13 protein-coding genes are annotated in these 15394 nt (G+C 60.3%); 5 read left to right on the top strand and 8 right to left on the bottom strand.

The features are described 5' to 3' along the window. Window position 1: 1 nt before the first annotated feature. Together AC1RTP_RS11710 and nosZ are read right to left on the bottom strand one after the other, a co-directional pair. A complete protein-coding gene (locus tag AC1RTP_RS11710; RefSeq protein ID WP_498608052.1) occupies window positions 2-2149 on the bottom strand; it encodes a 4Fe-4S binding protein in 2148 nt (715 codons plus the stop codon). A 36-nt stretch (window positions 2150-2185) separates the two neighbouring features. Next, window positions 2186-4117, bottom strand: coding sequence for a TAT-dependent nitrous-oxide reductase (gene nosZ, locus AC1RTP_RS11705; RefSeq protein ID WP_498607669.1), 1932 nt, complete (start codon window positions 4115-4117; stop codon window positions 2186-2188). Window positions 4118-4201: 84 nt separating this feature from the next. On the opposite strand from nosZ, the gene AC1RTP_RS11700 reads away from it, so the two are divergent. Beyond that, the gene (locus tag AC1RTP_RS11700) at window positions 4202-6337 is read left to right on the top strand and encodes a hypothetical protein (protein ID WP_498607668.1); all 2136 of its coding nucleotides are present in this window, start codon (window positions 4202-4204) and stop codon (window positions 6335-6337) included. A gap of 6 nt (window positions 6338-6343) precedes the next feature. On the opposite strand, the gene AC1RTP_RS11695 is transcribed toward AC1RTP_RS11700, so the two are convergent. Continuing rightward, window positions 6344-6688 carry a hypothetical protein gene (locus AC1RTP_RS11695; RefSeq protein ID WP_498607667.1) on the bottom strand — a complete coding sequence of 115 codons (345 nt, stop codon included), beginning with the start codon at window positions 6686-6688 and terminating at the stop codon, window positions 6344-6346. Between the two features lie 117 nt (window positions 6689-6805). Further along, window positions 6806-7387: a DJ-1/PfpI family protein gene (locus AC1RTP_RS11690; protein WP_498607665.1), complete on the bottom strand. Its 582-nt coding sequence runs from the start codon at window positions 7385-7387 to the stop codon at window positions 6806-6808. Window positions 7388-7508: 121 nt separating this feature from the next. On the opposite strand from AC1RTP_RS11690, the gene AC1RTP_RS11685 reads away from it, so the two are divergent. Further along, window positions 7509-8444 carry a GlxA family transcriptional regulator gene (locus AC1RTP_RS11685; RefSeq protein WP_498607663.1) on the top strand — a complete coding sequence of 312 codons (936 nt, stop codon included), beginning with the start codon at window positions 7509-7511 and terminating at the stop codon, window positions 8442-8444. Window positions 8445-8526: 82 nt separating this feature from the next. Further along, entirely contained in the window at window positions 8527-9444 is a 918-nt protein-coding gene (locus AC1RTP_RS11680; protein WP_498607661.1) for an alpha/beta fold hydrolase, read from the top strand. Here AC1RTP_RS11680 and AC1RTP_RS11675 read toward each other — a convergent pair. Both AC1RTP_RS11675 and AC1RTP_RS11670 read right to left on the bottom strand, forming a co-directional pair. Beyond that, window positions 9441-9971 carry a Cif family virulence factor gene (locus AC1RTP_RS11675; RefSeq protein WP_498607659.1) on the bottom strand — a complete coding sequence of 177 codons (531 nt, stop codon included), beginning with the start codon at window positions 9969-9971 and terminating at the stop codon, window positions 9441-9443. The genes AC1RTP_RS11680 and AC1RTP_RS11675 overlap by 4 nt on opposite strands. A 64-nt stretch (window positions 9972-10035) precedes the next feature. Continuing rightward, a complete protein-coding gene (locus tag AC1RTP_RS11670) occupies window positions 10036-11088 on the bottom strand; it encodes a DUF5694 domain-containing protein (RefSeq protein WP_498607657.1) in 1053 nt (350 codons plus the stop codon). 271 nt (window positions 11089-11359) lie between these two features. Between AC1RTP_RS11670 and AC1RTP_RS11665 the strand changes: the two genes are divergently transcribed. Both AC1RTP_RS11665 and AC1RTP_RS11660 read left to right on the top strand, forming a co-directional pair. Beyond that, window positions 11360-11893, top strand: a complete 534-nt coding sequence (locus AC1RTP_RS11665; protein WP_498607655.1) for a hypothetical protein — start codon at window positions 11360-11362, stop codon at window positions 11891-11893. A 5-nt stretch (window positions 11894-11898) separates the two neighbouring features. Continuing rightward, on the top strand, window positions 11899-13227 hold the full coding sequence (locus AC1RTP_RS11660) for a M20/M25/M40 family metallo-hydrolase (protein WP_498607653.1): 1329 nt from the start codon (window positions 11899-11901) through the stop codon (window positions 13225-13227). On the opposite strand, the gene AC1RTP_RS11655 is transcribed toward AC1RTP_RS11660, so the two are convergent. After that, entirely contained in the window at window positions 13228-13683 is a 456-nt protein-coding gene (locus AC1RTP_RS11655) for a hypothetical protein (RefSeq protein WP_498607651.1), read from the bottom strand. Window positions 13684-13698: 15 nt separating this feature from the next. Further along, complete coding sequence (locus AC1RTP_RS11650; RefSeq protein ID WP_498608051.1) at window positions 13699-15378, bottom strand: TIGR02594 family protein; 1680 nt, start codon at window positions 15376-15378, stop codon at window positions 13699-13701. Window positions 15379-15394 lie beyond the last annotated feature (16 nt).

Genomic DNA, 15394 nt, shown 5'->3' with positions numbered 1-15394 from the left:
TTTACCCTGCCTTCCTTTTCAACTCGCTGCGCAGCGCTTCCAGCGGAATGAAGTAGCCGCGCTCATTGATCGGCGTAAGCGGCTGGCCATTCTTCTCGCGCGTCTTGCGTTCCTTGGCCAGCGGCGGACACGCATGGTCGTCGTAATACATCACCATGCAGTCCAGGCAAAGCAGACATTCCTTCTGGTCGATGCGGCCTTGCGCGTCGATGGCGTGCGAGCCGCAGCCCTTGGCGCAAGCCGTACAGGTTACGCACTCCTGCTTGCGCTTCAGCCCGAACAGGCGGAAGAAGCTCGGCACTGCCAGGCCGGCGCCCAGCGGGCAAATGTATTTGCAATACGGGCGCTCGCTCAGGATCGAGATGCCGAGGATGACCGCCACGAAGGCAGCGAACGGCCAGCCGCGATTCAGCACGCCCACCAGGAAGGTCGTCTTGAATGGCTCGATCTCCGCCAGGTGCTCGGCCAGCTCCATCGAATAGAAGGACACGCCCACCAGAACCGCGAACACCCCGTACTTCACCCATTTCAGCTTGTCGTGCACGCGCTTCGGCAGCAGCCCCTGGAAGCGCCCCAGTCCAAGCAGCGTTCCAAGCTTGTACGCCAGGTGCTGCAGCGAGCCGAATGGACATAGCCAGCCGCAGAACAGCCCCCGTCCCCAAAGCACCACGGTGACCACCATGAACCACCAGAAGATGAAGATGAACGGGTCGGACAGGAACAGCTCCCACTTCCACTGGTAAATCAGGGAATGGAACCAGGTCATTACCTGCGTGATGGACGGTTGCGCCTTCAGGTACAAGCCGAAGAAGCCGACCGCAATCACCCACAGCGCAGTGCGCGGGATGCTGATCAAAGGCTTGCTCTTGCGGTTGGAGGCACGCACCAGGCGGTCGCGCTGCGAGTACAGTACAGCGGTGGTCAGCAGCACCAGCACGAACAGGATGATTTCGCCCTTGCGCGCCAGCCAGGCTGACTTCCAGGCCGCCACCGGGCGCTCCACTTTCGGGCGGCCGCCTTCCAGGTAACGCGGCGGCGTCCAGTATTCCTCGTCGAAGTGGACAAAGACTTTGGCATGCGTTTGCATGTCCAGCTTATTGGCCAGCAGGCTCAGTTGCCATGGCCAGGCGGGATTGAAATTGGCCGAGCGGACGATGAAGATTGCCGACTCCTGGTATTCCGGCGTATCGGCAGGCTCCAGGTGGTACAGGTTGCGGTAATCGGTATCGCGGAAGGTGAAGCGGTCCGCATCCTGCCGCACCTGGATGCGGTCATAGATACCTCCGCGAACAAAGCCGGACCCCTTGAACGATTCAAGGCCGGTACCGATGATGAAGATCGCGTGTTCGTCTTCCTTGAGATCCTGCATCAGGCTCGCGTAATTGCGTTCGCCGAGCAGGCTGATACCCAAAGTCGGCACATTCAGGTAGCCGAAATGCAGGTCCATATAAGGCTTGCCGCTCGATGGCAAGCCGACATCCGCGCTTTCAACACGCAGGTGCTGGACCGCGCCCTCCTTAACGAGCGCGGTCCAGTCCAGACGTTCGCGCAGCGGCGTGAAATGGGCGCGCGGTTTGACCATCCCCTTGAAGATGCCCACCTGCTTGCCAATCTCATACGCGCTTTGCGCAATGGTCTGGTTCTCGGCTATGGCCGTGACGGTGGCCCCGCTGATCGCATCTAGATCACCACCGTCACGCCCAAGGCCGAGTTCCAGCTTGGCGTCGCCGGGCTTGCCGAAGTACTGCTTGACGAACTTCGTCAACACAGTCTCCGGAATGCCCGCCAACAAAATCGGTTCGGAGTGCTTCAGGATACGCACCCCGCTAATCAAACCTTTTGTATCCATGCCGATCAGCGTGACGACCGGCTTGCCCGAGTAAGCGGGAATGTCCACCACGTCCGTGGACAGGAAGACATAACCCACCAGCTTCTGCTTGCCCTGCTCCAGCGCGTAGCCTTCTACGTAGGCCGGCGCGCCTTTGCGCTTGGAGAACGCCGTGGCGGCAGGCAGCACTTCGCTGCATGGCGCTTCGGCGCACAAATCAGGGCCACTCATCAACGCCGGCGTGAGCACGGTGTCGTACATCGAAGTGGCCGAGGCAGGCGCTGCGAAAGCTAATACAAGCAGCGCCCAAAGCAGGGAAATCAGACGATACGGCATGGATAAACCGCCCTTGCGGGCTTAAGCCTCCACCAGGAATCGGCTGCGCATTTCCAGATGCAGCGCGTGGCAGAAGTGGGTGCAATACATCCAGAACGCGCCCGGCTTGTCAGCCTTGAAGGTGACCGACTTGGTCTCCTGCGGGTTGACGATGAAGTTGATGTTGTAATTCGGGATCGCGCAACCGTGGGTCAGGTCTTCCACCTTGTCGTAGTTGGTCAGCGTGACCGTCACTTCGTCACCCTTCTTCACTTTGATGATCGGCATGCTGAAGGCCGGTGCCTGCGACATCAGGCGCACATGCACCTTGTTGCCTTTGCGCTCAATGCCCGCGTTATCGGCCGTCACCTTGTTCGGGAAGTCGTCCAGGTTGTAGATCTGGCGCGTCTTCACGATATCGCGGCGCATGATGATCGCATCGTGCGGTTCCGGATAGGCGGTGTGATCGGACACGATCACCATCTTGTCGCCGGTGATGTCGATCAGCTGTTCGGTCTCGCTGTGCAGCGGTCCGACCGGCAGGAAGCGGTCTTTGGAGAACTTGTTACCGGAGTTAAAGTACTTGCCGTCCGCTTCCTTGGTTTCACCCATCGATGCGTAGCCGTGGCCCGGCTGGTAGTGCACGTCCACGCGGTCCAGCACCACTTTGGCAGCCTTGTCGCCCTTGAACTGCGCGATTGCCGCAGCCACGTTCCACTTGACGATCTGGCTGTCCAGGAACAGGGTGGTGAAGGCGTTGCCCTTGCCGTCGAAGGCGGAATGCAATGGGCCCAGGCCGATTTCCGGCTCCGCCACGACGGCATCGCGTTCGGTTTTCAGCTCGCCGTCGAACCACTTTGCAACCAGGGCCACTTCGATCACGGTGGCCGTTGGCGACAGCTTGCCGGAGCAAACCATGTACTTGCCATCCGGCGAAGCGTTCACGCCGTGCGGATTCTTGCCGACCGGGACGTAGCAGGTCACCGAAGTCTTTGGATCGGCATTGGCTGCCTTGCGGCCGTCAACCACCGGCACTTTCGAGGAACCGATGGTGGTGAACTTGCCGGCCTTGATCGCAGCTTCGATACGCGCCACGTCGAAGAACACGCAGGCATCGCGCTCGGCGGCCATCATGCCCGCCTGGTCTGGCGCATTCTCGGTGTTGTACTGGTTGGAGCAGGCAAAGCGGCCGTCGTAGGACGTGGCCACCAGGTCCATATTGCCGTCCACGCGCACTTGCCAGCGCACGGCCATGGTTTCCGCATCGACGCAGGTGAACAGCGATCCCCATTTGGACGGATCGTCCAGGTCGCGGCCATCGTTCGGGAACGGGATGGCGAATTCGGCGCCGCAGAACACGCGGGTGGTGTGGTTGATCGCCTTGTCGAGCGGATCGCACTTGTCCGGGAAGGTGCCGTGGAAGCCCATCACGTTCGGCAGTTCGGTGATCTTGTCGCACTCCATCGTATCCATACGGATGCGGGCCAGTCGCGAGTTGATCTTGTCGTTGACCCACAGGTAGCGGCCATCATACGTGCCGTCCTTGTAGGAGCCGTGCACGTGGTGGGTGTCGCCGGTGGTGTATTTCAAGCTGCCGTCCGGCTTGGTGCCGAGAATAGCCTTGGATTCGTTGGTGATACCCCAGCCAACCATAGGATCCATATTGAAAACAGGGATGCGGCGCAGTGTGCGCCCGGAAGGCACGCCAATGATGCGCGCTTCGCCGGAGTGGCCGCCGCTTGAGAACAGGTAATAGTCGTCCAGCTGGCCCGGCGCCACATGCACCTTGCTGGCGCCGTGGGCATTGCCCGCCGTAGCTGCCGCCGATGCAGAAGCAGAACCAGGCGCCCCCGCACCGTTCTCCTTGCAACCCGCCAGCACGCCGGCACCTGCCAGACCCAATACCGCACTCTTACCCAGGAATCGACGACGGCTGTTTTTTTGCACGTCGTTTACCTCGTTATCGCTACCCATGTTTCAATACTCCTACTCTGTGTTATTCCAGTGCAGGACTGTACGTAGTTTGCCAATAAATTAAATTGATTCAGGTCAAGCGCTATGAAAAACCTTGTTTCATGCCTGTTAGCCCTACTTGCCGCGAGCAGCGTGATGGCGGCGCGGCTGCCATCCGTACAGATCGTTGAATCAGCTTCGCAGGCGCTAATTGGAGTGCCTGTCACGCTCGGCCAGGTGTTTGCCAAAGGCGACGTGAAGGCCGGCCAGTCGATCACTGCAACGCTGAAGGGCGCCCAAGTTCCGCTGCAAGCCGACATCAAGGCGACGCACGACGACGGGTCGCTGCGCCATGCCGTGCTCACCGCCGTGCTGCCGAAGCTGGCCGCGGGCGAAACCGCCACACTGCAACTGGCAGCCGCACCCGCCACCGCCGCGGCTGGCCGCATCCAGCCCGATGCGCTGCTCGCCAGCGGCTTCCACGCGGTGGTCAATCTGAACGTGGGTGGCACCATCTACAGCGCCGACGCGGCACAGTTGCTGGCCACCAAGTCCTACAAAACCTGGCTAGCCGGCCCACTGGTCAACGAATGGCAGGTTTCCGGTCCTTTGATGGCGAACGGCATCGCCCACCCTCACCTGTCTGTGCGCTTCGCCATTCGCAGCTATGCGCCGGCTGCCGCTTCGACGCGCGTCGACGTCACGATTGAGAACGACTGGGCCTACGAACCAGACCCGAAGAACATCACCTATGACGCCGAAATCCTGCTGAATAAAAAAGAGGTATACCGCAAGGACGCGCTCACACATTTCCACCACGCCCGCTGGCGCAAGGTGTTCTGGCTTGGCGCCGAACCGGCAATCGACGTGAAGTACGACATCGCCTACCTGCTCGGCACCGGCGCCCTGCCCAATTACGACCGCAGCGTCGTGCCCTCGCAGATGGGGCTCGCCAAGCTGAAGGCCGAGTGGGACGCCGCCGACAGCGGCCCCATGTCCATGCCGATCGTGAACAAATACATGCCTGCGCCGGGCGGCCGCCCGGATATCGGCCTGCAGCACGCCTGGGCCGCGCTCTACCTCCTCAGCATGGATGCCCGCGCGCGCCAGGTCACGCTTGGACTGGGCGACCTGGCTGGCAGTTGGCCGGTGCACTACCGCGACAAAAACACCGACCAGGTGGTGTCGATCGTAGACTACCCCTACATACGCGATTGGCGCCTAGGCAGCGACAGCATCAACCCGGCCACCAAAAAAAGCGAGGACATGCCGCGCTGTCCGCCCACAGATAAGGCCAACTGCAAAACGCCCTACGAACCCGACCCGGCGCACCAGCCGTCTTTCGCCTATCTGCCCTACCTGCTCACCGGCGACACCTACCATCTCGACGAGCTGCTGTTCTGGGCGAACTGGAACCTGGTCAGCATGAACCCGTATTACCGCTCGTTTGGCAAGGGACTCGTGCACGGCAACCAGGTGCGCGCCCAGGCCTGGATCATGCGCACGCTGGGGCATGCTGCATACGCCACGCCCGACGCACACCCGATGAAGGCCTACTTCAAGCAGATCCTGAAGGACAACCTGGATTGGTACAACGCGACCTTTGCCGGCGGCGCCGGCAACCAACTGGGCTTCATCGACGCCCACGCCACCAGCTATGCGCTAGGTTACGATGGCCCCACCGGTCCAAAAACCGGCGTCGCACCGTGGATGGACGACTTCTTCACCTCCGCGGTGGGGCACTTGTTTGAAATGGGCTTTGCCGACGCCAAGCCTATCCTGGAGTGGAAAGCACGCTTCCCGATTGGCCGCATGATGGCGGAGGGCTATTGCTGGATCGACGCCCCGGTCTACGCACTGATGGTACGTCCATCGCCGACCATGCCCTACTTCAGCACCTTCGCCGAAAGTTACCAGGCCACCATGCGCAATAAGGACGGCACGCCAAAGGTCACCAGTACCGGCACACTTTACCTGGACCAGCCCTGCGGCAGCCAGCAGCAAGCCGATTGGCGCACGCAATGGGAAAGGGACAACAAGTCGCACCGCACGTGGCTTGCGGGGGAAATGACTGGCTATGCGACCTTACCGGAAGGATTTCCGGCCCATATGCAGCCGGCACTCGCCATGGCTGCCGCCACGGGATTGCCCAATGCGCGCGAGGCCTGGAGCCGCTTCATCAAGCGCCCCGTCAAGCCGGATTACAGCGAGCACCCGCAGTTCGCGATTGTGCCGCGTTGAAGGAGTTCAGTTGCCGATGCCTTCACTGGTCGACGCGCACAGCTGCTCCTTGACGCCGGAGCGATTGAACACGCCTTCGCCCAAAGCGGCGCCCTTGGCCATGGCCAATTTGATATCGGCTTCGCTGACGCCCAGCTCCTGCAGGCAAGGCTTGAACGATTCAAGGTGCTTATCCACCATCCGTTGAATGCGAGGCTGCTCGACGCGGCACAGCTCTCCCATGCGCTTATTCTGGCCGACCGTCGTGACGTCGGCGATCAGGGCATCGTGCGACGCCGGGCAAGCGGCATTGGGGGTTGCAAAAACCGTATTGGCTGTAAGGCTGGCTAGTACGGCTATCAAGACACGCATGAAAGCTCCAGGATTCAAATTGCGAAGCTAATGAGCTTACAGCAGGTCAATACCGGAATCGCGCACGGAATGCAGGAATGTTGATTTTTCGCAACTCCGCGCGCGAAGGTGTTGTCCTTAAGGCTTGATTTCAGTGCCGAGCAGTTTAAGGAACTGCGCCATCCATTGCGGGTGCGCGGGCCAGGCTGGCGCGGTGACGAAATTGCCGTCCGTGACCGCCTGGTCCATCTCGACGGAAACGTAATCGCCGCCTGCCGAGCGCACTTCCGGCGCGCAGGCGGGATAGGCGGAAATGCGCTTGCCCTTCACCACGTCCGCCGCAGTCAGGATTTGCGCGCCGTGGCAAATCGCGGCAATCGGTTTGCCTGCCTTGGCGAACTCCTGGACGGTTTGCAGCACGCGTGGATTGAGGCGCAGGTATTCCGGCGCGCGGCCACCGGCAATCACCAGCGCATCGTAAGCCGAAGCGCGTGCCTCGTCGAAGCTGGCATTTAGCGCGAACTGGTGGCCCGGCTTCTCGGTGTAAGTCTGGTCGCCTTCAAAATCATGGATCGCGGTCTTGATCTTCTCGCCCGCCTTCTTGCCAGGGCAAACGGCGTGCACTGTATGTCCAACCATCTGCAGCGCCTGGAACGGCACCATGGTTTCATAATCTTCCGCAAAATCGCCCGTCAAAAACAGGATCTTCTTGATTGCCATTCCGATCTCCTTGTTCAAACTTGCATGACGAAATGCGCTCACGAGGTGTAGCGCAACTGACGAGGATAGCATCGCTTGCGCGTATGATCGAGATACCTCCTATTACGCCACAGGCAATATTGTGCTGAAAATCGGCTTCCTGCTGCCGCCGGGCTTCCAGATCATGGGCCTGGCCGCCGCTTCCGCCTTCGAACTCGCCAACACCACAGCGCGCGAGCACCTGTACGACATAGGTTTCTACTCCGCGCACGGCGGACCGGTCACCAACTCTTTCGGCGCGGCCGTGGAAACCATGCCGCTTGCCCGGCGCCGGCTGGACACATTGATCGTCTGCGGCCTCGTCGCCCCCGCTCCTACCGATAAGCAGACGCTTGACCGCCTGCGCGCGGCGGCCAGGATCGCGCGCCGCACGGCATCCGTCTGCACCGGCACTTTCCTGCTTGGCGAAGCGGGACTGATCGACGGCCGGCATGTAACAACGCACTGGTTATTCGCCCACGAACTTCAGCGTCAATTCCCCGCAGCCAAAGTCGACGCCGACCGCATCTTCATCAACGATGGTCCAATCTGGACTTCCGCAGGCATGAGCACCGGCATCGACCTTGCGCTAGGCCTGATCGAAACGGATTACGGCGCCGAACTTTCAGCAGCCGTGGCGAAAAAGCTGGTCGTCCACCATCGCCGCGCCGGCGGCCAATCGCAGCACTCCACCCTGCTGCAGCTTGGCGCGAAGTCCGACCGCATCCAGCGCGTGCTCGAATATGCACGCAACAACCTTGACTCCGAGCTATCGGTCCCGGAACTCGCCGCTATCGCCCACCTCAGCCCACGCCAGTTCAGTCGCGCCTTTACGACAGAAACTGGCCAGTCGCCAGCCAAGGCCATCGAGCACCTGCGCCTGGAGGCCGCACGCCTGATGATCGAACAAAGCCGCCACACCGTCGAAGAGATAGCCGCAGAATCAGGTTTCGTCGATACAGAACGCATGCGGCGTGCCTTCTTGCGTGCTTACGGACAGCCGCCGCAAGTCCTGCGCCGTATGGCGCGCACGTCCTAAAAGGAGGCAATTACGACATTTACGCCATAAAGGACGGAACCTATATTGAAGGCATCCGAACCAACCGCCAAGGATTGCCAAAATGTCCGCACTCAAGAAATCAATCGTCGCCGCCGCAAGCACCCTGGCCCTGGCCAGCGCCACGGCCCAGGAAGTCAGCTTCGTAAAGCTCAACCCCGATATCACCTTGCGCCGGATGGTCGTCAAGAACCCCGCCGCCAAGGGCACGGTGCTTCTCCTGCACGGATTCCCGGAAACGATGCTGACCTGGCACGAACTCGCGCTGGACCTTGGCCGCGACTACGAAGTCCACGCCTTCGACTGGCCAGGCTATGGCCAATCCTCTCGCCCTTCCGTCGACAGGTTCGCCTATGCGCCGCGCGATTATGCGCAGGTGGTCAAGGCCTATATCGACAAGGCAGGCCTCGACAAATCGAAGCTCGTCATCTACGCGACCGATGTCGGCGCCCTGCCCCCGCTACTGCTCGCATTGGAACAGCCGGATATCGCGAAAAAAATTATTGTCGGCGACTTCGCACCGTTTGACCGGCCGGAATACATGTCCGACCGCCTGCGCAGCCTGAAAGCGCCGCAAAGCGCCGAAGCGACCCGCAATGCGATCAACCAGAACCGCGACGAAATCGTAGAAAACACCTTCCGCCGCGGCCTGGAAGCCGGTGAGCAATTCAATGTTCCTGCGGACTTCAAGAAAGACATGAGGGCCGGCTGGACACAAGGAAGCTTGAGCACTGGCGACGCCTTCTACCACTACTACTCGCACTTCACGCGCGACCAGCAATACTTCGAGGCCAACCTGTCCCGCCTGAAAACGCCGGTGCAGATTATGTGGGGCGAGAAGGACGTTTACATCGACAAGAAGATGGGCGAAGAATTTGCGGCCAAGTCAGGCAAGGCTTTCACCGTCCTGCCCAAGCTTGGCCACTACCCTCACCTACAAGCGCCGCAGCAAACCAGCCGTGAAATCCGCGCTGCGTTTTAGTTCGGGCGGTTCATCGTCCACATGACGCTGGCGATTTTCCATTTATCGTCAGCGGACTTCATCATCTGCCAGGTCTCGATGCCGTAGTTCTGGGTTTTGCCATTGACAACGAATTCGTAGTCGAACATTACCCAGGCCACGTTTTTGTCCTGCGTGATCTTCACGTTGTAGAACTTCTCTTCCACCTGGTCCTTGGTGGTGCCGATAAAGCGAGCGAAATCAGAATAGCCGCCCGAACGCAGGCCATCAAAGGTGACGTCGACCTTGTTGCGCATCATGGCAATACCCTCAGGGTCCATCGGCGCGTCGAACAGGATGTTCGAATGCAGCACCAGGGTGGAAAGCAGCTTCGAATCCTTGTTCCTGATGGCGTTGCCGAAGTCCTCGACCAGCTTATTGATCGCGGCAGTGTCCTGCTGGGTCGAGGTGTGTTTGCCGATATATGCCGGCGGATTATCCGCCGCCATCGCAACACCGCCGAACAACAGGGTGGCAGCCAAAGCCAGGCTAGTAAAGGGTTGACGCATCGAAGAGCTCCTTCAGGTTATTGAGTACACCCCCATTCTATGGTCCGATGCATCAATAACAAGGCTATTTCAACACTTGGATGGCGTCATCCATCACAACGCCTTGCATTTGGCCAAGCCACTGGTCGAACCAGGGCTTATGCGAGACACCGACAATCGTGAGAACGCGCGCACCCGGCCGTTCGCGGAAAGTCTCGCGGATGTTCGCCACCATGCGCAGGTTGCGGATTTCCCAGCCGGCCACCCACATCAACGGATAGGCGTCGCCCGACTTGGCACGCATTGGGCCCAGGACATTGCCTTCCGCATGAATGCGCAAGCTGTCCGGCGAATTGATAAGGCGGTACAGCGGCAGCATGTCCGTCGCCAGCGCCATGTCCTTCTCTTGCTTCACCTGCGCTTTCATCTCAGCATCGCCCAGCGCCCATGCAGCTTCGAGCGACTTGACGAAAGCCTTGGTATCCGAGACATCGATATTGTCGCCAGTATGGTTGTCGACGGCGAAGACGCGCTGCAGGCCAAGCCGCGCAGCCAGGGGCGCCGCGATCAGGTTGTCCTCGTTCTTGCGCGTTTCGAGCTTCTCCAGCATTGCCACCAATGCCGCATCCAGGCTGTCGCCAGCACGTCGTTCCGCAGCCTGCAACTGCAGCCACTGCACCAATGCAGATGCCGGCTCGTTCGCCGCCAGGAAAGCCGCTGCCAGGCGACGGCGCTGAGCTGGAGTTGGCTGTGCGGGCCACGCCTTCAGGGTCTTGCGCACCTCCGCCAGCGCAGCGGGTGTATCCAGTCCTGTTGCCGCCTGCGCGGCATCAGTCTTGGGGCACCAGTCAGGACCGAACTTTGAAGGATGCCGTGCGGCCAGGTCGCAATCTTCGCCGGGCTCCCGTTCGATGGTAATGATATCGGGCTTGTACGCGGCCAGCCGGTCAATCAGGCCGCCCAGCGACGACGGGTTAAAGTTGTCAGGCGTTTCCCTCAGATGCACCGTTCCCAGGACCAGCACATGCGATTTCGGCCCCGCCATCTCGCGATCAAGCTTCGTCAAATCCACCTGCGCCTGCGCCACCAGCGGCGCTGCCGCTAGCACACCCCAAGCCACATTCGTCCACTTTCCCATATCGCTCCCCGGCATATTGATTGGAAGTCCGATTCTAGGTTCACGCGCGCGTACGCGGAGCCGGAATCCGACAGGCTGCAAGATTTTGCGGCTGGATTGCGAAATTTACGTCATGACGGATGTCCGGCTGCGCCACATCACCGTCCGAAGATGAACGGTAACTAGTCTTTCAATAGCAATAGAAAGCCTTTACCTAAAGCCTTTCTGCATTGGCACGCAATTTGCGAATACGAACTCCAAAGATTTTCCCACCACGTAAAGGAGTACTGCAATGCGAACCAACTTCCTCCAGCGCGCATGCGCCTTCCTCGCCCTGTCCATCGGACTTGCCGCCCCGGCATGGGCCGACCGCGGTCCATCGACGCCAGAAGAACGCGCACGCGTCGTGCAATTGGCCGAAGCCGCCAACCGCGATCCGATCGGCGTGATGACATCCAGCGATGGCCGCTGGTTCATGAAATGGTCGGACGAAATTCCCGACTACATGTTCGGCCCGGACAAAGTCGCCTTCTGGATGGAGAGCGGCGCAGCGAAGGGCGACCTCCGCCGCGTCATGCGCTTCCACCATATGCTGAGCACCGCCGCCTACCAGGTGCAGCACCAGATCCTCGACCCGGAAAAAGACGCAGCAACGCTCGAGGCCAAGACCATCGCGGCCATTGAGGGCCTGCTGCACGCCTACGAAAGCCTGAAAGACAAGCGCCCGGAAAACCGCTCCGATGAATTGGACAAGGCCATCGCCATGCGCGACCAGGGCAAGCTGGCCGCCTTCATCCAGTCCCTGCCACCAGCCCCAAAACGGTGATCGTCATGGCCCGCTTCCTGCCCGTTTTCTTCAGCGCACTGCTTGCGGCCGGCCTCGCCAGCGCAGCCGATAAGCCCGCTGACATGCTGGCGAGTGAAATCGCCGCCCGCTCGGAGATCCAGCGCAACCTGGAAGAGCTGTGCGACGACATCGGCCCGCGCATGACCGGCACGCCCGGCTTGCAGCGCGCGGAGGAGTGGGCCATGCGCAAGCTCGCATCCTACGGCGCCAGCAAGGTTCACTTGGAACCCTATGAACTGGGCCGCCCGTGGCAGCGCGGTCCCGCCCATGCCCGCCTACTGAATGCCAGCGGCATTCAGCTCAATGTGATGCAGAAAGCGTGGACAGAAGGCACGCGCGGTGCGATCCGCGCCGATGTCGCCGTCCTGAATGTGAAGACGCTGGCCGATTTCAACGCCGCCCTGCCGGGACTGAAAGGCAAGATCGTTCTCGCCGAAGCCGCGCCGCGTGAGGCACCAAAACAGGCCTTGCGCGAAGCCGGCGTTGCAGCCGTTCTGCAGGTCAGCGCCAAGACCGACGGCCTGCAGGATATGTGGGGCGGCCCTGGCCAGCGTTACGACAGCAATGCCGCCATCATCACACGCGAACACGCCAACCTGCTCAAGCGCCTGCTTGCGCGCGGCGTCGCCCCACGCGTGGAGCTAAGCCTGCAAGGCGGTTTCGCGGCAAAACCAGTGAAAGCATATAACGTCGTTGCCGACTTCCCCGGCAGCGATCCAGGCGGTGAAATGGTCATTCTTGGCGCGCACCTCGATTCGTGGGATTTATCGAGTGGCGCCACCGACAATGGCGCCGGCGTCGTAACAATGCTTGAAGTAATCCGCTCAATGCGCGCCTCCGGCGTGCAGCCAAAACGTTCCTTGCGCGTCGTGCTGTTCTCAGGCGAGGAACAAGGCCTGCTGGGCAGCAAAGCCTACGTCGAGACCCACCGCGACGAACTGGCCCGTATCCAGGCTGTACTCGTGCAAGATGCGGGCAGCGGCCGCATTCTCGCCTTCCCCGATATGGAGGAAGAGAGCTGGTACGGACCCTTGAAGGAAGCACTCGCTCCAACCAAGGCGCTCGGCGAAATCGACGTCCACTACGCGAAAGGCTTCGGTTCCGACCAGGACACCTTCTTCAAGAAAGGAATCCCCGCCTTCTCGCCGCTGCAGGAGATGCGCGACTACCGCACGCACACCCAGCACAGCGAGCTCGATACGGTGGATCATATCGATCACGCTGCACTCGTGCAGGCGGCCCAGGTAACCGCCATCCTGGCTTGGGGCCTGCTTAACGGCGAACGGCTGCCGCAGTCCCCCGGGATGCAGTGATCAGGACTTCTGCTTGAAAACCAGCGACAGCTGCTCGCTATTCTTCTTGCCGCAGCTGCGCTTCAACTGATCCGAAGACAGGGTGCCGTCGAACGATACTTGCTTGAGTGCGCCCTTGTATGGAAGCGTGAAAGTCGCAGCATCATCGTAGTAGACCAGGATCTGTGGCAGCGCCTTGCCGTCATCGCCCTGAGGATTGAAGATCTCCAGTTCGACCTTGCCCTTATTCTCCTCAAACCCGGCTACAGCATGGCCGGTCATGCTGAAGTGGCAGGCGCCTGCACGCTGCTCGTACACATAGTCGAAGGAAGGAACGCCCTTCTTGTCCACCTTGTATGCGCTGACCTGCAGCGAATGCTCCACGCCGGCTGCATTCAGCTTGAAGCGCGAGTCGCCATCAAAGGCTTGGGCGGCGTTCGCACACATAGCCAGTGCGCACAGGATCAAAGTTTTCATGTATTTCTCATTCTCTTAATGGGTTGACGCGGCTGTCATGGGCGCATTATCGCTCGCAACGTCGTGCAGCACATAGTCGTCATCATAATCCGGATAGTCGGCAGGATAGCGGTACGCGATCACCATCGTTTTCGGGCAATGGCTGTGGCTCACTTCGTGCGCCTTGCCCTGGTTGCCGCCCAGCGTGGCGATCCGCTGCTTGTTCGCGCTGATGCCGGCCACGAAAGTCACGTGATGGCCGCCGCCTGGGAATTTGATCAACGCAACCGCGCCCAGCGCCGGCTTATTGTCCTTGGTCGGACGGCCCCATTTGGCAAACGACGCTGCCAGCGCGCTGTTGCTGCCCTTGAAGCCGGCCGAACCCAGGCACCAGTTGACGAAAGCCGCGCAATACGGCGTCTCGTCGACCGACGCCGAACCCTTGTCCAGCGTTGGCGTAGCCTTGAAGTACTCCAGGATGCGCGGATCGTTTTGCTTTCCCGCGCGGCGCTTCACGCCCTTATCGAATTCGTCCTGCGCGGGTTTCATCCAAGGCGCGCGGCTGGAGTGCATCAAATCGGTCTGCGGATTGGCAGCCTGGTTGCGGAAGAAGATCGTGTGCAGGTAGGTCGATCCTGCATCGATCAGCTTGCCCCACTCGGCCAGCGAGAACCCGCTCGAGCTGTCTTCATCTTTATGCTCGTCATGCCTAGCCGGGGTGCTTTTGGCTGGCGCAGTGGCGGCACCAGCCTCCACGTCCGGGATCTTCAGCATCTGCTCAGGGCGAATGATGTAAGGCGAAGTAATGCCATTGGCATCAGCAATCGCCTTATAGCGCATCTTGTAGTGAGCCGCGATCAAGGCCAGGCTCTCGCCTTTCTCCACCTTATGCATCTTCATGGTCTTACCCGCTGGCGCCTTCGACGGCGTGTTTGCAGGCGGCTTTGCCGGCGGCTTGGATGACGGCTTCTTCTCGTGCTCGCGCGTACTGGTCTGCGCAGTAAACGTTGGAGCAAGGACGGTCACCGTGACGGATTTCACCGGCGCCGGCATCTTCACCGTTTCAAGACTGATCCACTTCTGCGCCTCTTTATCGAACACCTTGAGCGCGAGATCGCCGCTGGTCGGCGTAACGCGGACGGCAATGCGCCCATGTGAATCGGTCGCGATTTCGGCTTCCTTGCCGTTTTGCGTCGCCATTACGCGTGCATTGGCAATCGGCACGCGCGCACCATCCTTGAGTACCACTTCCACCACCGGAAGGATCGGCCCGCAACCGCGCTTTTGCGCAATCGCGATAGCGCGCTTCATTGATGGACCATCAAACACTTCCTGCAGCCTGGCCGCATAACGCTTGTCGGTCGCGTAGCCTGCAGCCTGCAGCGCTTTCGCTTCGGCTTTCAGGTTGCCTTTTACGTTGTCGTCAAACAGGTGATTTTTGGCGTAGGTCGGATTACTCTTCAAAAACTGAGCTCGATCACGCAAGCTCTCCAGATAAGAACCATAAACCCGAAATGGATCATCGACCCAGTACTTCCTACCATTTGCATCTTCCTCATGAACGTGGAAGACCTTTTTCTCCCCTTTCCAACCAGGATCCGCTTTGATATTGAAAACATTGTTGGTGCCAGGTAGGACCTTTTCTCCCCACCCTGTTTCTTGAGCCGCTTGCGCCAGGATCAACTCCCATGAACAACCGGTCTCGTCGGCCAGCATGCGCGCCGGACAATAT

The organism is Pseudoduganella sp. GW821-FHT11H04, from assembly GCF_058807935.1.
The sequence above is the reverse complement of the archived record's forward strand: the minus strand, read 5'-3'. Positions and strand labels throughout refer to the sequence as shown.